Source organism: Saprospiraceae bacterium (assembly GCA_016714025.1).
Lineage (GTDB): Bacteria > Bacteroidota > Bacteroidia > Chitinophagales > Saprospiraceae > Vicinibacter.
On record JADJOB010000002.1, the window covers coordinates 1,560,027 to 1,579,748 of the forward strand.

The 19,722-nt window shown below is 36.0% G+C and carries 17 protein-coding genes; 8 read left to right on the forward strand and 9 right to left on the reverse strand.

Features of this window, described 5'->3' with window-relative positions:
• The first annotated feature begins 376 nt into the window (after window positions 1–376).
• Window positions 377–541: a hypothetical protein gene (locus IPJ80_09445; protein ID MBK7913708.1), complete on the forward strand. Its 165-nt coding sequence runs from the start codon at window positions 377–379 to the stop codon at window positions 539–541.
• Here IPJ80_09445 and corA read toward each other — a convergent pair whose 3' ends face one another.
• Window positions 542–1,585 (reverse strand): magnesium/cobalt transporter CorA, encoded by a 1,044-nt coding sequence (corA, locus tag IPJ80_09450; GenBank protein MBK7913709.1) that lies wholly within the window; start codon window positions 1,583–1,585, stop codon window positions 542–544.
• Complete coding sequence (locus IPJ80_09455) at window positions 1,582–2,904, reverse strand: polysaccharide deacetylase family protein (protein MBK7913710.1); 1,323 nt, start codon at window positions 2,902–2,904, stop codon at window positions 1,582–1,584. Before IPJ80_09455 ends, corA begins: the two co-directional genes overlap by 4 nt.
• A gap of 47 nt (window positions 2,905–2,951) precedes the next feature.
• Between IPJ80_09455 and IPJ80_09460 the strand changes: the two genes are divergently transcribed.
• The 3 genes from IPJ80_09460 to IPJ80_09470 all read left to right on the forward strand — a co-directional run bounded on the left by IPJ80_09460 (window position 2,952) and on the right by IPJ80_09470 (window position 8,250).
• Window positions 2,952–3,722, forward strand: a complete 771-nt coding sequence (locus tag IPJ80_09460; protein ID MBK7913711.1) for a hypothetical protein — start codon at window positions 2,952–2,954, stop codon at window positions 3,720–3,722.
• Between the two features lie 39 nt (window positions 3,723–3,761).
• Window positions 3,762–4,637, forward strand: a complete 876-nt coding sequence (lipA, locus tag IPJ80_09465) for a lipoyl synthase (GenBank protein MBK7913712.1) — start codon at window positions 3,762–3,764, stop codon at window positions 4,635–4,637.
• Window positions 4,638–4,734: 97 nt separating this feature from the next.
• Window positions 4,735–8,250 carry a gliding motility-associated C-terminal domain-containing protein gene (locus IPJ80_09470; protein ID MBK7913713.1) on the forward strand — a complete coding sequence of 1,172 codons (3,516 nt, stop codon included), beginning with the start codon at window positions 4,735–4,737 and terminating at the stop codon, window positions 8,248–8,250.
• Between the two features lie 440 nt (window positions 8,251–8,690).
• Here IPJ80_09470 and IPJ80_09475 read toward each other — a convergent pair whose 3' ends face one another.
• The 4 genes from IPJ80_09475 to meaB are packed head-to-tail and all read right to left on the reverse strand — an operon-like array spanning window position 8,691 to window position 12,178.
• Window positions 8,691–8,939, reverse strand: a complete 249-nt coding sequence (locus IPJ80_09475) for a hypothetical protein (protein ID MBK7913714.1) — start codon at window positions 8,937–8,939, stop codon at window positions 8,691–8,693.
• Window position 8,940: 1 nt separating this feature from the next.
• A complete protein-coding gene (gene bcp, locus IPJ80_09480; GenBank protein ID MBK7913715.1) occupies window positions 8,941–9,429 on the reverse strand; it encodes a thioredoxin-dependent thiol peroxidase in 489 nt (162 codons plus the stop codon).
• Between the two features lie 17 nt (window positions 9,430–9,446).
• Window positions 9,447–11,174 carry a M23 family metallopeptidase gene (locus tag IPJ80_09485; GenBank protein ID MBK7913716.1) on the reverse strand — a complete coding sequence of 576 codons (1,728 nt, stop codon included), beginning with the start codon at window positions 11,172–11,174 and terminating at the stop codon, window positions 9,447–9,449.
• Window positions 11,175–11,179: 5 nt separating this feature from the next.
• Window positions 11,180–12,178 (reverse strand): methylmalonyl Co-A mutase-associated GTPase MeaB, encoded by a 999-nt coding sequence (gene meaB / locus IPJ80_09490; GenBank protein ID MBK7913717.1) that lies wholly within the window; start codon window positions 12,176–12,178, stop codon window positions 11,180–11,182.
• A 327-nt stretch (window positions 12,179–12,505) separates the two neighbouring features.
• On the opposite strand from meaB, the gene IPJ80_09495 reads away from it, so the two are divergent.
• The 4 genes from IPJ80_09495 (at window position 12,506) to IPJ80_09510 (ending at window position 15,918) form a co-directional block, all read left to right on the forward strand.
• On the forward strand, window positions 12,506–13,726 hold the full coding sequence (locus IPJ80_09495) for an IscS subfamily cysteine desulfurase (GenBank protein MBK7913718.1): 1,221 nt from the start codon (window positions 12,506–12,508) through the stop codon (window positions 13,724–13,726).
• Between the two features lie 119 nt (window positions 13,727–13,845).
• Entirely contained in the window at window positions 13,846–14,241 is a 396-nt protein-coding gene (gene iscU / locus IPJ80_09500) for a Fe-S cluster assembly scaffold IscU (GenBank protein MBK7913719.1), read from the forward strand.
• Complete coding sequence (locus IPJ80_09505) at window positions 14,238–14,564, forward strand: iron-sulfur cluster assembly accessory protein (protein ID MBK7913720.1); 327 nt, start codon at window positions 14,238–14,240, stop codon at window positions 14,562–14,564. Before iscU ends, IPJ80_09505 begins: the two co-directional genes overlap by 4 nt.
• Before the next feature lie 52 nt (window positions 14,565–14,616).
• Window positions 14,617–15,918 carry an O-antigen ligase family protein gene (locus IPJ80_09510; GenBank protein MBK7913721.1) on the forward strand — a complete coding sequence of 434 codons (1,302 nt, stop codon included), beginning with the start codon at window positions 14,617–14,619 and terminating at the stop codon, window positions 15,916–15,918.
• Between the two features lie 4 nt (window positions 15,919–15,922).
• Here the strand turns inward: IPJ80_09510 and IPJ80_09515 are convergent, their stop codons facing one another.
• The 3 genes from IPJ80_09515 to IPJ80_09525 all read right to left on the reverse strand — a co-directional run bounded on the left by IPJ80_09515 (window position 15,923) and on the right by IPJ80_09525 (window position 19,594).
• Entirely contained in the window at window positions 15,923–16,438 is a 516-nt protein-coding gene (locus IPJ80_09515; protein ID MBK7913722.1) for a hypothetical protein, read from the reverse strand.
• A 66-nt stretch (window positions 16,439–16,504) separates the two neighbouring features.
• Window positions 16,505–17,842 (reverse strand): RIP metalloprotease RseP, encoded by a 1,338-nt coding sequence (rseP, locus tag IPJ80_09520; protein MBK7913723.1) that lies wholly within the window; start codon window positions 17,840–17,842, stop codon window positions 16,505–16,507.
• A gap of 78 nt (window positions 17,843–17,920) precedes the next feature.
• On the reverse strand, window positions 17,921–19,594 hold the full coding sequence (locus tag IPJ80_09525; GenBank protein MBK7913724.1) for a DEAD/DEAH box helicase: 1,674 nt from the start codon (window positions 19,592–19,594) through the stop codon (window positions 17,921–17,923).
• Window positions 19,595–19,722 lie beyond the last annotated feature (128 nt).

Consider the following 19,722-nt stretch of genomic DNA (forward strand, 5'->3'; position numbering starts at 1 on the left):
AAGTAAAAAAAATTATCTTTTTTTTGAAAATTAAATAATTTAACACAGGACTGTCAAAGCTTTGTTATACCTTTGATCTATCCATGAAGGATGCTGTAAACAGGAGTTTTAAACAACATTTAGGAGTTTTGATTATTGTACCTTCATCTTCAAACAACAAAAATCTTCTTTATTTTTTTATTTAAAGCGCTTTAGCTGATAAGCTTTTAGTGTTTTTGGTAATTACTAACTACAAGTGGTTGTTGAATGGTGATTTGCTTCAATTTTTTAAAAGGATTCAAATTGCATCAATCACCTGATAAATTATAAAAATTACATATATTATTATTTTATATTTGTACGATTATTAATCCATGAACTTTAAATCCAATTATTAATGAAAAACCTGTTCAAAAAGAAAACTTCCAAAACGGAAGCAAAAACAGAAGAACGGAGGGGTTTTTTGAATTCTAAAAAAGAAAATCCTGACACCGATTTAGTTTTAGAAAGTTTACCAAAAGGTGATTTTCTTGAAACCGATGAAGATTTGGGGTATTGTTAATCAAATCATCTTCTTTCGTTTAAGAAAACCAATCATTGTAAATACGACCACACTGATTCCGATCCACCAAATTAAGTAGCCGTATTTCCATTTTAATTCTGGCATGAACTCAAAATTCATTCCGTAGACACCCGTAAAAAATAAAATTGGAATCGACACCGTCGAAACCATTGCAAGCCATTTCATATCCTTATTCATTTGGAGGTTCGTACGACTCATTAATAATTCACGAATACCATTTAGCAATTCTCGCTGATTGTCTAGGGTTTCTATTAAATGTTGAATATTGTCTTGCAAATCTCTTAAAAATAAAAAAGTAGAACCGTCTACCAGATTGGTTTCCAGATTTTTCAATTGATTGATTTCTTCCCTCAACGGAAAAACTAGCCTTTTCATAGCCACGATGTTGTTTCTTAAAACATGTAAATCTTCAATGCTCAATACGAAATGTTCTTGTAAAATCTTTTCTTCAAAACCTTCAATTTCATCATGAAATGCTTCTACGGTTAGATAATACCGGTCAACCAGGTAATCAATAATTGCATAAAATAAATAATCCGAACCTCTGGTACGTATTCGTGATAATGGCATTTGCATGCGATTTCGTAAAATTGCAAAACTATCATCCGGATCTTCTTGAAAACTTATCAATACGCTTTTATTAAGGTATACCGAAATCTGTTCTTTTTTTAATTGTTTTGTTACTTTATCATATTCTACATTGTAAATGATACCAAATAGAGCAGCATCATAATCTTCAATTTTAATCCGATGCCCCGGATCCAATATATCTTCCAATATAAGACGGTGAATATTGAATTTCTCACCGATCTTACTTACTAAATCTACATCATGAATGCCTTTAAGATCTAACCAATATTGAAATCCATGTTTCAAATTTAGATTTAAGCATTCTTTTTCTGAAAGTTCGGTATAATCGTTGGGGTTGTATTGAATTCCTTTAACAACAGGTTTGACATCCAGTATATTGCCAGTGTATACCAAGCTGCCTGGAGAAAGTCCAATTTTCTTTTTATTGCTCATGTTGTTTCTGAATGTTGATTAAAATAGGCAATTAATTCATCAAATACCTGATCCCAGCCTTTCCACTCTCCTTTAAAATCAAAACTGCTGTTATGCCAAATCAAATGAAAATGACCTCCATACTTTTTTACCACTTCAAATAAGTGGATTATAGATTCTTTTGCTTGTTCCGGACTGTATTTTAAGTAATCCAGGTAGGTCCGATCCATACAGCTTATCGGTATTAATTTTAAATTACTTTGCTCTTCCTTTTTTAAATCATACCAATAATAAGGTCTGCAAGTTCCTGCTCTAAACCCAGGTTGATCTGCAAAACCTAAACTATAATCTGTGAATATATTATTTTCGATTAATGCTGGATAGGTTTTATCAACTTGTAACCGAAGAAAATGCTGTCGGGAAGAATTGACTGGGATGCCGCAAGCGGTTTCTAAGCTAAGTTTTTCAGCTTTTATTTTTAATGATGCATCCATGGTATTATAAGATGGATGCAAACCTATTGTTCCGATCGTTTTTAGAAAATCTAATGTTTGAAGGACTGGTTTCAATTTCAGGGAATGATTTTTATCATAGCTACTGTTTCCACCGCTTAAAATAAAAAATGTCAATTGTTCTTTAGCAATTGGAGTATGAAGGAAATGGATCGTACTGTCATATGGATCCTTTATCAGTCCGCAATAAATTTGAATTCGTTCAAGATAGGCATCGTATTTTCCATAGGCAAAATCTCGTAGGGTTCCTGCAAATTTTAAACCAGTGGATTTATGTTTATGTTTATAAAATTGGTCAATGTCAATGCCTATAGACCATAATGGTTTATATTTTCTAATTGGCAAGCTTATATTAAATGTAATTTCCAGGGCTTTTAGAAAATGAAAAATCCATTCATCAACTACTGCTTGTTGAAGCACACCGTGTTTTGCCAAAATACTTGATGTAACATTAAACCGATGGTGTTTATCTACTTCATACAATTGGTACTCTTCCACTCGGGCTAATAAATAAAAGACGGCAGCAAATAAATCAAACCGATCATTTGCCTGGTCTGGAAAAAGTTGGAAATTCTGCTCCGATTTCCTGTATGTAGGATCGACAAACTGCTCAATTTTATGATATAAATTACCACTTTCATTGATAAAATATTCATTGGCTTTGATGGGCGTTCTGCTGTAATTGATGGAGGGTCCCGGATATCCGGTAAATTCTTCAATTGAATTTGAAATTCTGAAGCTGCTGGCTGATGTGTAAGTTTGGATTACAGATATTACATACTGTAAGCGTGGATGGATCGTTTCATTAAATAGAAGAATTTGATTCAAAGGGCTATTTTTGTTACTCCAATTTAAAAATATTGTACTTTTAGGATGTGAAAATAATACAGTTCATTCTCTGCTTGGGTCTTTGGATTGAATTATCCGCACAATCCAGGCAATTGGTCGATATTCCTGCTTCCGTTAGGAAAGGAATTATTTATAAATCGGAATGGTCTATGGACATTGCTTTGCATACAAATGGCTTTTTTCTGGGCTATAACAAAGCAAAAATTAAAAACTACCACACAAGTACATACATTCATGGCGATTTGGGTTTTTTATATCATCCGAAAGAAACCCGCTCCACGAAGCCAAATAACAGTGGATTTAAGAGTTTTAATGCCTATAAATTTGGAAAGCAAAACCAGCTGATCAATCTACGGATTGGTCGTGGTATGATTAAAACACTCAGCGAGAAAGCCCGAAATAAGGGAATCGCATTGGGTTTAAGACTAGAAGGGGGTGTAACCCTGGGCTTATTAAAACCAAATTATTTAAAAATTTCAGACGAACAAGACGGTCGTTTTGCAATAAAAGACATTAAATATTCTGACAATCCGGCAGATTTTCTTGATCCTAACCATATTTTAGGTGCTTCAAGTTTTTTTAAGGGAATTGGAGAAATTAGTCTGGTTCCAGGTATGTTTGCCAGAGCAGCCATACGCCTGGATCCGGGAGCTTTTGAAAAAATGGTTCGCTGTTTAGAAGCTGGGATCCAATTAGACCTTTACACCAAAAGACCTGCAATTCTTGCCAATCATAGCAATCCGCTCAGCTATATAAACCTTTACCTAAATTTGCAGTTAGGTAAACGGAAGAATTAATTTTAAATAATTTACATATTGTAAAATTATATAATATAAATGATTGAGTTGGATATCGTTCAGGATTCTTCGTCAAGAGCCAGACGTCCTGAATGGCTTAGGGTTAAATTGCCAATTGGAGAGGATTACCGGCGGGTTCGTGAACTAGTAGATCACTATAAATTACACACCATTTGCCAAAGTGGTAATTGTCCTAATATGGGTGAATGTTGGGGTGCCGGCACTGCGACTTTTATGATATTGGGTAATGTCTGCACGCGTTCTTGTAGTTTTTGTGCAGTTAAAACCGGTCGTCCACCAGAATATGATGAAGATGAACCCCAGCGGGTTGCTGAAGCAATCCAGCTCATGAAAGTTAAGCATGCAGTCATTACTTCAGTTAATAGAGATGAACTTCCGGACCGGGGGGCTGAAATTTGGTACCAGACGATTCATTTGGTAAAACAACGATGTCCGGAAACGACGATAGAAAGCCTCATTCCGGATGTTAAATCCAATTGGGATGCACTGATTCGAATGATTAGTGCTGGCCAGGAGGTCGTATCTCACAATATGGAAACGGTAGAACGACTTTATAGATTGGTCAGACCCCAAGCTAAATACAGCAGGAGCCTTGAGCAAATTAAACGCACAAAGGAATACGGAAAACGGACTAAAACAGGGATCATGCTTGGTCTGGGAGAGCACAAACCGGAAGTGTTAAAAGCTATGGATGATTTGCTGGATAATGGTTGTGATGTATTAACTTTGGGGCAATATCTCCAACCCACTAAAATGCATCTGGAAGTGGATCGTTATGTACACCCGGATGAATTTGCGGAATATAAAGAGATAGGACTTTTAAAAGGTTTTGCTTTTGTAGAAAGCGGTCCGATGGTTCGTAGCAGTTACCACGCCGAACGCCATCTTGGATAATTTTGAAGAAGCAGGCTTTACCATTTTTCAAAGCTTCAAATTTCAATCCCTGGATTATTATTGTACAAAACTCATTACTAGATAAACTAGTTACAACATGCATCGTAGATTTATTTTATTGATTTTATTAAGTTCCTGGATATTTGAAAGTCAGGCTCAAAATTATGTCGTCAACTCATCAAATGATGTGGATGATGGAATGTGTGATGGGGTGCATTGCAGTTTGCGTGAGGCAATAAAGGCTGCTGAAGCTGATGGAACTCCTTCCACCATTACATTCAATATTCCTTTAGCAGGTCCACATCTTATTAATCCGACAGGCCCTTTTCCAAATATTACACAGCCCGATTTAACGATTGTTGGTGAAACACAACCGGGTGGTCCGGGGGCTTTGGTCTTAGAATTTAATTACAGGCAGTTTTTTGGACTTCCGTTTTGGCAAATCCTCGCTTCGAGATTTTCTATCAGTGGATTTGAAATTCGTAAATTTTTATTTGAAAATCCTGGAGAAACGATTATGCAATTTGGGAATGCTGCTAACCCGGCAGCTGACTGCCAAATTCGCAACTGCGCAATTTATGAAGACAATTCATTCGTGCCTGGCCTTAGTAAACAACTTATTACTGTCAGCAATGCACCGGATCTGGTTATATCTAATAATAAATTTGGAATTGACTTTGCAGTTTCAAATATTTTTAAAATGGAAGGTTTTCTTGCTATTGAAGCCACACAAGCTGGCGCTTTAGTCACCATTGATTCAAATATTTTTGTCAATAAAGTAAAAATGATTGACGTAAAAGGTGGAGATGTTTTTATTTCAAAAAATATTTTTGGAGCGGTTGATACCAATAAAGCTAATAATTTATTACTTCCAAGTTTTGCGATCGTGTCGAGTAACAATTCCAAATTGGATGTGATAGATAATTTCTTTTTTGGAATAACAAATGCTGCAATCTCATTGGCTAATTCAGGAGGGATTCAATTTATATCGAAAAACAGATTTTATAATAACTCGATCGATTTGATCACAGCAGGTGGAAACGGACTCCCAGTGCTTGTTTCAGATAATACAGCTCGCGATGGTAAATATTTTGTTTATTCTCAAGACAATCAAGAGTTGTATGTTGAACGAAATAATATTAATAATTACGATACCGTAATTTACAACTTAAACGAACCTCTTTCTAAAAAAATACGCTACATTGATAATCGGATGACTTGTATTAATGATAAAGTAGTCGTTATGGATCCATCAAAGTTTCCAGCACATCCGGTTCCTATCATCCTGACGGTCAATCGCAATCAGATTACAGGCGCAGGTTTTCCAAATGACAGTGTAATCGTTTATTCCAATAACAGAATATTATGCCCTAATGCAGTATGTCAAGGAGGAGTAGAACTTGGAAGAACGCGTTGCGATGCAACAGGAAACTGGATTTTAAATGCAGCATATCCAAATAGAACCAGTATTTCAGCATATCAATTTGAAAGCAATCCAGCTACACAACCAAGTATTTATTCTGAATTTTCAAACTGTTATCAATGTCCGGGTCAAGTAAAAATAAACTTTACACCTAGCTTGTGTTCAGGTCAAACGGTTACTTACAGGGGAAAAGTTTATTCAGAGGCAAACCCAAAAGATTCCACTTTTATTCGTGGGGATGGTGTAAGTGTTTGTGATTCTGTCGTTATAGTCAGTGTTGGTTTTACACCCAATTACAGAATCAATTTAAGACCTAATTTATGCGTTGGAGATACCCTTCGCTTTGGACTTGTTGAAATTCATAAATTTCATTTAGCAGATTCCATTGTTACCAAAACGGCTTCAGGTTGTGACAGCGTTGTTACGATTGTAGCAACTGAAGTAGGAGCTGGAACTTTTACACAAACAATTTGCGATAATGCCTCTGTAACAATCGGAGGAACCCTATTTGATAAAAACAATCCTTCAGGTGTTGCGGTAATTAGTGGTGCTGCTTTAGGGGGTTGTGATAGTGTGGTGACAGTAAATTTAACCATCAATAATTTTACAGAGTCTTTTATAAAATTAAATATGTGCCCGGGTCGGGATACCTTGGTTGCAGGAACTTTATTTAATCTGGCAAATCCAGTTGGAGATGTAACTATAAAAAACGGCTCCAGCACAGGTTGTGACAGTTTGATTCATGTAAATCTAAATTATCCAGACAACACCGGAAGATTTTCAGCAACGATTTGCAGAGGAGATAGCATATTAGTTATTAATGAATATTTTTCTGAAACAAAAACCAATGGTCAAATCATAATTCCTAATGGTTCCAGTTTTGGTTGTGATAGTATTTTAGATGTCAGCATTAATTTAATACCTAATTCACAAGGGAGCTATACCAATACCATTTGTCGGGGTGATACACTGAATTTACACGGGGAGCAATTTTTTAGTGGAAAAACTACAGGAACTATTTTGTTGGCAAATCAGGCAGCAAATGGATGTGATAGTATGATTCAGGTGGCGATATCTATTTTGCCTGATGCAATTGGAAGTTTTGATACCACGCTTTGTGAAAATCAAACCATTACCTTGTATGGACAGGTATTTTCATTGGCACGGCCGAGAGGCAATTTAAAAATCGATAATGCCTCCTCCAGAATGTGTGACAGCTTTGTTATGGTCAATGTCAATTTTGTGAATGAAGCAATGGGTAATTTTACACCTGCTATTTGTCGTAAAGGACAAGTTCAGGTAGGCAATCAAGTCTTTACTGCCAGCAACCCAACAGGTCAAGTGCGTTTGCCCGGAGCTTCAGTTGCAGGTTGTGACAGTTTAGTGAATGTTGCAGTTTCAATTATCCCTTCGATTGGAATCAACTTCACAGAAAATGCTTTAAAATGCAATGTTGCCAATTCAGGTTCACTTACATTAAACAGTATAAATGGTGGAACAGGCAATTACCAAATTTCAATTGATAATGGTGGATTGATCAATTACACCCCGGGCCAAACAATTCCAAATTTAGCTCAGGGAAATCACAGCATTCGAATTGTTGATCAAACGGCTTGTGATACGATTTATAATTTTAATATAGCTAACTCACAAAATCTATTTTTGCAACTACCAAACGATACGGTAATTAAATTAGGAAATGTTGTAAATATTACAACACAGCTAAATTTTAATCCAACCAGCATTCTTTGGGATCCGGATCTTTATTTAAGTTGTAATAATTGTTTAAATCCGCAATCCATTCCGGATCAAACGATTACTTATATGCTCACTGCACAGGATTCAAACGGCTGTGTTATTAAAGATGAAATCACAATTACAGTCTTAATTGACGAAGCAGATATATTTGTTCCTACTGCATTCTCTCCAAATGGCGATAATATCAATGATTTCTTCCATCCGGTCTTCAAGTTTCCTGAGAAAACATCCATTTTGATATTTAGAATATTCGATCGCTGGGGAAATATGGTTTACGAACGTACCAACGGCTTACCCGGAGACCCTTTTGGTTGGGATGGCACCTTTAATAAAGACAAAATGAATCCCGGCGTTTATACATTTGCTATTCAATATGCCGGTGAAGACAAATTGGGTAAATGGAAAACGGGTGATGTGACTCTGATTAGGTAAATCAGCAATAAAGACACGCAATAAACCTTATGATTGCGTTTGCATTTATTTTATTTTGATTTACGTTCGTAAATTAAGAGTTAAAAAAATGTAGAACTAATTAATAGGAATTTTCAGAATGATCACTCAATAATACAGTAGAGGAACTTTTAGAATATATTCTCGGTAATACAGTAGGGGAGCTTTAAAAGTTTCTTAGACGAGGCTTGCATTTTTTTTTAATTTGGATTTTACTTCTGTAAATGAGAATTTAAAAAAAATGCGTAACGAAGTATAAGGAACTTTTAAAATAGATATTCAGTAATACAGTAGGGGAGCTTTAAAAGTTTCTTAGACGAGGCTTGCATTTTTTTTTAATTTGGATTTTACTTCTGTAAATGAGAATATAAAAAAAAATGTGTAACGAAGTATAAGGAACTTTTAAAGCTTCCCTATACAATTTACTTTGCTTGGTAAGCCTCATTCAATTCATAATCCATACCACAAGCAGGACAAATTCCGGTTGTATCACTTCCACTGCCTTTGCAATGCATTGGACAAATGTATTTTGAGGTGTATTCCGGCCCTGTGTTGTCAACTTTTTCCATTACAGGTTTTTCTGTTGAATTGGTTTCAGCTGATTTGTTTTTGCATTGAAAATTGATGCTTAAACTAAGCATTAAAATACTTGAAAGAATTAGATTTTTCATGTTAGGAATTTATAGATTCTAGAATTTGTTGATGGTGAATAGCGGAATCAACAGGATATATAATCTTATGAATTTTATGCTGTTTGTTTAAAATATACGTTGTGCGATGGATCCCATCGTAAACAATTCCCATAAATTTTTTAGTTCCCCAAACATCATAGGCACTTGCAATCCGATGATCTGCGTCAACAATAAGATCGTAGGGTAAATCAAACTTTGAAATAAATTTTTGATGTTTGGTTTCAGAGTCGGGGCTTATTCCAAATAATGCAGCACCTGCTGATTTTATTTCTTCAAAGTTATCTCGTAGGTTACAAGCTTCTTTGGTACAGGTAGGTGTATTGTCCTGAGGGTAGAAAAATAATACAATCCAATCTGATTTAATATGCTTTAATTGGATGGTACTCCCATTCTGTATTTTGGATTTAAAATCAGGAGCATCATCCCCAATTTGCAATTTAAAATGAGGTTTGTAATCTGATTGATTCATTCAACCAAAGGTATAAATTAACTTCGAACAAAAGTACCTGTGTAGGTTTTTGCATTCCCAAGGTAATCACTGACACTAATTTCGTAAGCGTGCTTGCCTTTTCCCAACCAGTTTTCAAAATTGTGACGGATGGAATTTGATTTTTTGTCATATTCCATCAATACCCATTGGCCATCAATTTTTAAATCGTAGCGAATTGCTGGGACTTCGCGACTGGTTGGAATGTTGTCAAACATTCGAAATGCCAATTGATTTTTTAAAACTCCTTTTCGCTTTTTACTGACCAATAAACTTAATTTAGGGGGAGTAGTATCCACCATGATCGAAAAGGGTCCTAAGGATCGTGCACGACTAACCAGAAGATCGCCTTCCCAGCTTCCACCTATTGATTGAACAGATTTACCTTTTTGAATTGCAATAAAACATTTGTTTCGCAAATGAAAAGGAATCTCTTTTGTAGCTTTTAAACGAATTTCAGCTGGAAGATGAACGGGAGCATTTGCCGGACGCAATCCGGTCCATTCAGTAAAAGATAAACGCGATGGATTTGCATTCGTACATAATTTGCAATTTAAATCTTCGTAAACAGATCCGGCTGGATATGAAATTCTGGCAAAATCATTTTGAAACAATTTAGACTGATCATGATAAAGCCAATCAGCCAGTACCATTTTTTTTATGGGTGTTTTAAATGGACGTTTTACAATTTTAAATTCAATTTCACTTTCATTTCCCTGTGCATCTCCTGTTACCAATCTAACCTCATGTTGTAAACTATCAGCCATATAAAAGAAGCCATCATTTTGAACGGTGAGATAGGTATTCATTTTATTTCCAGACAATAAAAAACAGCGATGAAATTGTCCTCTGGCCTTTGCTTTAGCATTAAAATCTATATGCGCATTGATATATTTGGTATCATCACGCTTCCACTTGTCTGCGCTAAAATGATAAAAAAGTCCGCCGTCAATATATAACTGAATGGATTTGATTCCTGTGGTATTCCAGGATTTATTAGATCGGTCAAACGCATCCATGCTAACTGAAAACACATCACCTGCAACTTCTATTGCTTTTTTCGCATTAGTTAATTGGGCTTTAGTTAAAACTTTTGACGATGTTTCCTGACCGGCATCATCATAACCATAAATTTTTACGCGTCTAATTACCGGAGCAATATTGTCTTCAAGCGGTAATCCAAAATGTAAAGGGTCCCAAACCTCATCACCCGTTGCATTTCGTACCTCAAAGTGTAAATGTTTTCCTCGGCTGGCTCCTGTATTTCCCATATAAGCAACTAAATCACCTGCTTTTACTGGAAAATCATCCGGATCAAAATGGAGATCTTGCTGATAGGATTTGAGCTCATATTGTTTAGACTTTACAAAGTCACTCAAGTCTTTTCTGAAATCATTTAAATGAGCATAAACTGTCATTAATCCATTGGGATGCGAGATGTACAGGCTTTTACCAAGGTTGTCAGGTTCAATCATTATTTTGGAAACATACCCATCTGCAGCAGCCAGGATATCATCACCTTGTGGACCATGGGTAGATCTAATATCGATGCCTCCATGAAAGTGATTGTTTCGTAGTTCACCAAAACTACCGGTTATTGAAAGCTGATGACGTACAGGAGCGACTAATTTAAAAACGGAAGGAATGGTGTTAATATCTGGATAGCTGGCATAATCAATTTTAAAGGAAAAGCAAAGCCATATGAAAACCCAAATACCTTTTTTCATTTCTACTACTTCTTATTAAAGAGCGCAAAAATAAACGCTAAGCTGATATCTGTTGCCTCTTCCGGACTAATTTCTCGATGAAGGATGCTTTTTTTAGTTTGAATTAGAAATGCACTTAGTTCCGGATTTTGTTCAAGGGTTTCCCAGAATTTCTCTTTGAGATTTTGATTGAAATAATCAACCATTTGCTGCTGCCTGATAGTCTTAATAGCCTGATTTTCTTTAATATAGAGTTTAAACTTTTCTATTTCCTGTACCAGGCTGTCTATTCCTTTATTATACAGCGCACTGATTTTCAATATTTTTCGATCCCATCCGGGATATCTGCTTTGTGTAAATTGGGATGCCACCAATAAATCTTTATAACTGGCAATCAGACGATTGTCTTTATCATCGTCTGCCTTGTTTATTACAATGATATCGGCCCATTCTAAAATTCCCTTTTTAATTCCTTGCAAATCATCTCCGGAACCTGGTAAACTAATTAATATGGTCAGATCCGTCATAGTGGAAACCAGGTATTCTGATTGGCCAATTCCGGCGGTTTCTACAAGGATGTAATCAAATCCGGCTGCTTCGCAAAGCCATATACTTTCGCGTGTATGACGGGCTACACCTCCAAATTGATTTCCTGTCGGACTGGGACGGATGAATGCATTGGGCTCAATTGCAAGGTTTTGCATTCGAGTCTTGTCACCCAGGATACTCCCTTTAGTAAGGGCTGAACTCGGGTCAATGCTTAAAACCGCAACTTTATAATTTTGTCGAATTAAATGCAGCCCAAGTGTTTCAATTAAGCTTGATTTTCCGGCACCGGGAGGACCAGTAATTCCAATTCGAAATGAATTCGAATTTAATGAACCCATTTGATGAATCAATTGAGTTGCAATGATTCGATCTTCCGGAAGCTGACTTTCAATAAGTGTTATGGCTCTTGAAAGGGCATTTCGGTCACCAGATCGAATCGAAGCCATCCAGGTTGAAAGAGTTTCCGGAGTATACAATATAATTAAATTTAATGTATAAAATACTATAATTCAGCAACAAAATTAAATATTTTGCCTGATTTATCCAAAGCTATTTATTGAATTGAGGTCTCGTTTTTTATTTAAAATGGATAATTACAGGGATTGCGAAAAGCAATTTTTAGCAAGTAAGTCCATTTCGCATGGTCCAAACTTTTTCAGATTTGATTTTTTAAAATAATTGCTGAAAAATGAAGGCCTGGATTTTTATTAAACGGAATCTTTTGGATGTAAGGAACATTAAACCAATCCGCATTCACTGTGTTATCTTTGTATCTCAATAAAATGCTATAAATCAAAAGCTTAATGTCTTTACACAAAGTTTATCTGGACAATAATGCAACCACTCCTTGTGACCCAAGGGTTGTAGATGCGATGTTGCCCTATTTCTATGAACATCCAGGAAATGCAGCCAGCAGGAGTCATCCCTTTGGATGGGAGGCTGAAGCAGCTGTTGACATCGCCCGTCAACAAATTGCTGATTTAATTGGTGCTGATGAGAAAGAAATCATATTTACTTCCGGAGCCACTGAGGCTGATAATCTGGCAATCAAAGGAGTCTTTGAAATGTACGCCCGCAAAGGCAAACATATTATAACTTGTAAAACAGAACATAAAGCGGTCTTAGATACCTGCAAAGCCCTTGAAAAAAGAGGTGCTGAAATCAGTTATTTAGAGGTAGCCTCTGACGGTTTAATTAATTTACAGAAACTGGAATCATTGATTCGTCCCGACACAATTTTGGTTTCTATTATGTGGGCAAACAATGAAACCGGTGTCATACAACCTATGCGCGAAATCGGTGAAATCTGTGCCCGAAAAGGGGTGTTATTTATGTCAGATGCCACCCAGGCCGTTGGTAAGATTCCTGTAAACCCTCGGGAAAATGGAGTTCATCTAATGGCTTTCACTGCCCATAAAATGTATGGTCCAAAAGGAGTTGGCGCTTTGTATGTGAGTCGAAAAGATCCTCGTGTAAAAGTTACCGCCCAAATGGATGGTGGAGGTCATGAAAGAGGGATGAGAAGCGGAACTTTAAATGTACCTGGCATTGTTGGATTTGGTAAGGCAGCAGCTATTGCCAAACTAGAAATGCAACAAGATGCGGAACGCCTGTCTAAATTACGGGATAAATTGGAAAGTCGGTTAAAATCTGAAATGGAGGAAGTCTATATCAATGGAAATGTACTTCATCGCATGCCGCATGTCACCAATATGTCTTTTAAACACGTTGAAGGAGAAGGATTAATGATGACCTTTAATCAGGATATTGCATTGTCTTCAGGCTCAGCCTGTACTTCTGCTTCTTTAGAGCCTAGTTATGTTTTGGTGGCTTTAGGATTGGGAGACGATTTAGCACATTCTTCACTTCGGTTTTCCTTAGGTCGTTTTACCACTGAAGCAGATATTGACTTTGCCATTGAAGCAATTAAAAAAGGAGTAAATCACATGCGCGATCTATCTCCTATTTGGGAAATGTATAAAGAAGGAATTGATTTAACAAAAATTGAATGGAGCGCGCATTGATTAATTAAGAATTATGAATTAATAATTAAGAATATTTACACCTAACAACTAACAACTAACAACTATCAACTATCAACTATCAACTATCACCTAACAACTATCACCTAACAACTAATATTATGGCTTACTCAGAAAAAGTGCTTGATCATTTTAAAAATCCAAAAAATGTTGGAACTTTAGATAAAGCAGATCTAAATGTTGGAACAGGATTGGTTGGCGCACCAGAATGTGGTGATGTCATGCGTTTGCAAATTAAAGTAAATCCTGAATCAGGACTTATTGAAGATGCAAAATTTAAAACCTTTGGTTGTGGTTCTGCAATTGCTTCCTCTTCGTTGGCAACGGAATGGCTTAAAGGAAAATCTTTAAATGAAGCCATGGAAATAGACAATATGGCCATTGTAGAAGAACTTGCTTTACCTCCGGTTAAAATCCATTGTTCGGTATTGGCTGAAGATGCAATCAAAAGTGCTATTAAAGATTACAAAGAAAAAAATTCCGTGCCTGTTGTATGATTTATCTTGGAGCATCTGCTAAAGAAAAAATTGAACAATTACGCAAAGAAGCGGGAATTGGTTTAGATCATTTCATACGTGTTTCGGTCACAAGTGGTGGTTGTAGCGGATTAAGCTATAATATGGATTTTGATAATGTCGCCCAACCAAATGACCAGGTTTTTGAAGACAATGGTGAAAAAATTGTGACCGATCTGAAATCATTCTTGTATTTATTTAACTCTACATTGGAATTTTCAGGAGGGCTTCAGGGAAAAGGCTTTTATTTCGAAAATCCAAATGCATCACGTACCTGTGGATGTGGTGAAAGTTTTGCTGTCTAATAGCGTATTCCAATTAAATACTTTTTCTATTGCAATAGTTAGGAGTTAAACTATGCAACCCACTGAATATCGAATTTCTTTTCTTGAATTCAGTTTATACATTTACGTTTTACTTTGTGGATTCCAAAATATCTTGCATCTTCCAGTATTTGAAGAAAAATTGCAAGTTTCAGATTTGTGGTTTTTAGTTATTCTGTTTCAACTTGCACATTCCTGGAAAAAATTTCAATTGGGTTTTGCCAAATTAATTTCATTTAAATTTATTAGGGTTTATGGCATGCTGTTAATAGCTTTTCTCAGTATTAACTTCATTGCTTGTTTGATAAATTATTCTGTAGCAGGCATATTGGATAGTGTTGGAAAACTGTATCTGGTATCAATGCATGTTGTATTCATTGCTTGCTTTGAGATTTGCAATGCTTCAAATCCGCAAATCAGAATGGTCCGGGCTTTTATTCATTTGGCTGTACTTGTTTCTGTTATCGGACTCATAGGTTGGATTCTAAGTGTTTGCGGAATCGAAAATATAACTACAGAAATTTTCAAGGGATATCCTTATTTCGGAGATACCCATCGGATTAGAGCCTTCAGCCCGACAGCTTCATTTTACATCTCAATGGTAGCCATTGGCATTGCCTCTGCACTTTATGAATTTATATTTTTGTCAAAAAGAGCAGTATTTGGATACCTGGCATTGCTGATGAGCTTAGTAGCCGTATTGTGCTTTGCAAAATCCTTTTTGTTTATTCTTTTGGTTTGGATCCTTTTCTTATTGTTTAAAATGCAAGCCAATTTTAAATTCATGGTCTTCTATATAATTGTGATTTTAGCTGCGCACCTAGTCACTACTCATTTTTTATTCATTACAAAAAGTCAATTAAACAATTCAAACCTTCTCAATGGACCTTTTACTTCAGGAGAAATATTGTATCAATCCAATAATTTTGCCATTGCTGCAAGTTCATATTATCAATTAAAAAAAACAAGCTGGCAAATTTTCACAACAAATCCATGGTGGGGTATTGGCCCTGGAAACTTCAATCATGAAATAACCAAGTTAAAAATGCAAGGAAATTTTCCGGCTCAACTATCAAATTACGATCCGCATTCTACGATATTGGGTGCTCTGGCAGAGACTGGTTTGTTTGGATTTTTGGTTTTGATAGGACTTGTTGTTTTTTATGTATGCAGTTTTAGTCTGTACCAATCCCGAATAGATCCTATTTCTTTTTTATTAGGAATGCTTTTATTGATCATGTGCGCAGAGGGACTCTCTATGGATGTGTTAAACTTTAGGCACTATTGGCTTGTATTATCCCTGGTAATTTGGAATCGTATAAAATTGACAAATTGACTGGTCAAATTTCGTTTTCAGAATTTGATAGATGTTCGCGTAAACGAATAAAGTACTTTAATTTAAAATAATAGAATTTCATTTGATTTAATATTTCTGAATTTCGATTCCCTCGGTCAAAGTCAATAAATATTGGATGAATTGTTTTTTGAGCATTGGATTCGGCTAAACTTAGTTCATCCATTAAGCGATTAAGTTGTCCAGTATCCTGCGATTCTTTTGCTTCGAAGATAGCTTCGTGTAATTCCATCATTTGCATGAGAAATTCTTGTGGCAATGCCTGCGTATTTTCCTGAATCGGACCCTCGGTCAATTCAATGATATATTTTAACCTGCTGAGTGGATTTAAAAGGATTTTATATGCTTGGTTATTATACGCTGTGTGAAAATCTTGGTCGGGTTTATTTGAATTAATATCTGGATGAAACTCGCGACTTTTTTCATAGTACTTTTTACGCAGTAGATTGAGATCAATTTCAAAAGCTATTGGTATGCCAAAGTGTTCAAAGTAATTTTGCATATAGGTAAACAATTAAAACCACAGATTTGAAATTCAGTGGATTAGCAAAACAGATAGCTGATCAATTTATTTACTAAACCCTCTGACTACATCCAATCCGTTGGCATACAACATCAAAGCCATTAATAGGAAGAAGCCAATCATCGTTGCTTTTTCTACAATTTTATCAGGTACTTTTTTGCCAGTAACCACTTCGATTAATAGGAATACAACATAGCCGCCATCCAATGCTGGAATTGGCAACAAATTCATAAATGCTAAAATAATTGACAATACAGCTGTCATAGCCCAAAATGCATTCCAGTCCCAGGTTGCCGGAAACATTTTTGTAATGGATGCAAATCCTCCTAAAGAGTCTTTTGCTTTTATAGTTCCTGCAAACATTTGTTTGAATGCTTTCAACTGGGTAGTCAATATATCAACCCCTCTTGTAACTCCTGCAGGAAGCGAAGCAAGGAAACTATAATGTTCAGTTTCTACTTTAATAAATTTATCCATGGGCTCCCACTGTACACCTAACATTCCTTTGTCATTGGTAACAATGTTAATAGCCACTGTATCCATTCCACGTTTTAATTGAATATCAAATGGCGTGTTTATTTTTCCTTTTATCCGTTTAGTAACATCCTGGATGTACAGAGTAGATTCATTATTAATTGAAATAATTTCATCACCTGGTAAAATTCCTTGTTGTTTAGCCGGGCTGCCGTCAGCGACGCTTGCAATCTGGGCCGGTAAACGAATTGACCATAAATCCAGACTTTTAAAATCAGGCTTAGTCAATAAGCTGATGTATTTTGGATCAACTGAAATATTTTGAGATTGTCCATCCCGAATGATTTCAACTTGGTGGGATTCTTCAAAAACAAGCGTTTTCAGAAGGGTGCCTCGATCAAACCGATCGATTGTAACGGATCCAATTTTTGTTATTTGATCACCGTCTCTGAATCCCATGGTATAGGCCAAACTATCCACAGCAATGCCATATTTCATTTCTTTAGTTGGCACGTATTGAATGCCATCTTTCCAAATTAAAATTGCAAATACTAAAAAACCAAATATAAAATTAACTGTGACACCTCCAATCATTATAATCAGACGTTGCCAGGCTGGTTTTGAACGGAACTCCCATTCTTTAGGTTCAGACTGTAATTGTTCGAGGTCAAAACTTTCATCGACCATCCCTGCTATTTTAACATAACCACCTAAAGGCAGCCAACCGATTCCGTATTCTGTTTCACCAATTTTTTTCTTAAAGAGAGAAAACCAGGGGTTAAAGAAAAGGTAAAATTTCTCCACCCGTGTTTTAAACCATCTGGCTGGAAAGAAGTGACCGCATTCATGGATAACTACCAGAATGGTTAAGCTAAGTATAAGCTGACTAATTTTAATTAAGATGTCCATTGTTATTCAATAATACGTTTAACAGCGTTAAATTAAAATTGTTTTTTGAAATTTAGCTTGATTAACAGGTTTTAAACGTTAATCGGGTTTTTTAATTTGAATTTCCCGGCCTTTGTACTTTAAATTTTTACAATGCAATAATTTTGAGGAAGATTCAGGATCGGTCATAAAATAGGAATAGGTATTTTTCATATCAATATCCCTGATTGCGCGTCCACTGATTTTCGTTAATTTAAATATCTCCTCACGAATTTCATCGTATTTTAAATTGTCTTTGCGACCGAGATTAATATGCAATCGCACATTATTTGATTTTTTAGAAGGGGATGAAGATTCACTTCGTCTTCTGGAACCACTGCTTCCACCCCGACCCCGGTTATCACCTGAACGGTCATGGTAACTGCCACCACCACCTGAACTTAATTTTTCTTCCACATTAATATCTGGCATTGAAAGATAATTGGAATTGAATTTTTTCATTTCAGAATGTAAAATGATTTCAACCAATTTTTCTTTATCCATTTGCATTAAAGGCCAAACCCATTCATTCTTAAAAGGAATTAATTTAGTTTCATCAACATCGTTTGTGATTTGTTCGATAAAATTCACAATTCTTGCCTGATATACTTCTTCTGCGCGAGGTATGGTATAGCGCTCAAATTTTAAATTGGCCATCCGTTCAATCCGGTGTAATTTATATGCTTCTTTAATATGCAACAATACAATTGAAAAGCCTTTCTGGCCAGCACGAGCCGTACGACCGCTTCGATGCGTATAGTTTTCAATATCATCCGGAAGATGAAAGTGAATAATGTGTGTTAAATTTTTAACATCGATACCTCGGGCAGCCACATCAGTTGCAAATAAAACTTTTACTGATTTATGTCTGAATTTACTCATGACTTTATCCCGCTGGCGCTGTTCAAGATCGCCATGAAGACAATCAGCAGCATATCCATCTTTCAACAGGATGTCACTGATTTGTTGCGTTTCAATTTTTGTATTGCAAAATACGATACCGTAAAAGTCAGGATGAAAATCTACAATTCGTTTGAGTGCAATGACTTTATCTTTTGCTTGTACAACTGCGTATTGATGTGTAATATTTGGCTGCATCAGGTTTTTCTTTCCAGCAACCAATTCTTTTGGGTGATGTAAAAACCGACCTGCTATTTCTCGAATTTCTGGTGACATGGTTGCAGAAAACAAGGCAGTTTTCTTTTCAGCCGGAGTGTGTGCTAAAATGGATTCCATGTCTTCACGAAAACCCATATTAAGCATTTCGTCGGCTTCATCAAGAATGACAATTTTTACCTGATTAATTTTAACACTTTGACGATCCATTAAGTCCATAAGTCGACCTGGTGTTGCAACCACGATATGAACCGTTTGACGTAATTCTTTGATTTGAGCAGAAATACTGCTTCCACCATAGACAGCAAGAATGCGAACACCTCTTAAATGGCGTGCAAACTTGTTGAGGTCTGATGTAATTTGTAGACACAACTCCCTGGTTGGTGCAATGACCAAGGCCTGGGTATAGGGTTTATCCAGGTTTATATTTTGTAAAATAGGGAGTCCAAAAGCGGCAGTTTTGCCGGTACCGGTTTGCGCTAATGCAATTAAATCATGTTCTTGATCTAATAAAACCGGGATCGCTTTTTCCTGGATTTCGGTTGGAGTTGTATACTCTAAATCTGTAATGGCTTGAAGCAACTGCGCCTCAATACCTAATTGCTGAAATGCTGACATTGAAATGTGAAATGGAGAATGGAAAATACGGTTAAAAAAATACCTGCCACGGTTGGGCAGGTATTTTTTTTGTTCTGTTTATATCATTTAATTTCAACAACAAACTTGTTGAAGAAACGACATATTCT

Bases quoted from the DNA above. Each gene is read 5' to 3' on its own strand.
- IPJ80_09445 (MBK7913708.1), top strand. From the start codon at position 377: ATGAAAAACCTGTTCAAAAAGAAAACTTCCAAAACGGAAGCAAAAACA.
- corA (MBK7913709.1), bottom strand. From the start codon at position 1,585: ATGAGCAATAAAAAGAAAATTGGACTTTCTCCAGGCAGCTTGGTATAC.
- lipA (MBK7913712.1), top strand. From the start codon at position 3,762: ATGATTGAGTTGGATATCGTTCAGGATTCTTCGTCAAGAGCCAGACGT.
- IPJ80_09470 (MBK7913713.1), top strand. From the start codon at position 4,735: ATGCATCGTAGATTTATTTTATTGATTTTATTAAGTTCCTGGATATTT.
- IPJ80_09475 (MBK7913714.1), bottom strand. From the start codon at position 8,939: ATGAAAAATCTAATTCTTTCAAGTATTTTAATGCTTAGTTTAAGCATC.
- bcp (MBK7913715.1), bottom strand. From the start codon at position 9,429: ATGAATCAATCAGATTACAAACCTCATTTTAAATTGCAAATTGGGGAT.
- IPJ80_09485 (MBK7913716.1), bottom strand. From the start codon at position 11,174: ATGAAAAAAGGTATTTGGGTTTTCATATGGCTTTGCTTTTCCTTTAAA.
- IPJ80_09495 (MBK7913718.1), top strand. From the start codon at position 12,506: ATGTCTTTACACAAAGTTTATCTGGACAATAATGCAACCACTCCTTGT.
- iscU (MBK7913719.1), top strand. From the start codon at position 13,846: ATGGCTTACTCAGAAAAAGTGCTTGATCATTTTAAAAATCCAAAAAAT.
- IPJ80_09505 (MBK7913720.1), top strand. From the start codon at position 14,238: ATGATTTATCTTGGAGCATCTGCTAAAGAAAAAATTGAACAATTACGC.
- IPJ80_09510 (MBK7913721.1), top strand. From the start codon at position 14,617: ATGCAACCCACTGAATATCGAATTTCTTTTCTTGAATTCAGTTTATAC.
- IPJ80_09515 (MBK7913722.1), bottom strand. From the start codon at position 16,438: ATGCAAAATTACTTTGAACACTTTGGCATACCAATAGCTTTTGAAATT.
- rseP (MBK7913723.1), bottom strand. From the start codon at position 17,842: ATGGACATCTTAATTAAAATTAGTCAGCTTATACTTAGCTTAACCATT.
- IPJ80_09525 (MBK7913724.1), bottom strand. From the start codon at position 19,594: ATGTCAGCATTTCAGCAATTAGGTATTGAGGCGCAGTTGCTTCAAGCC.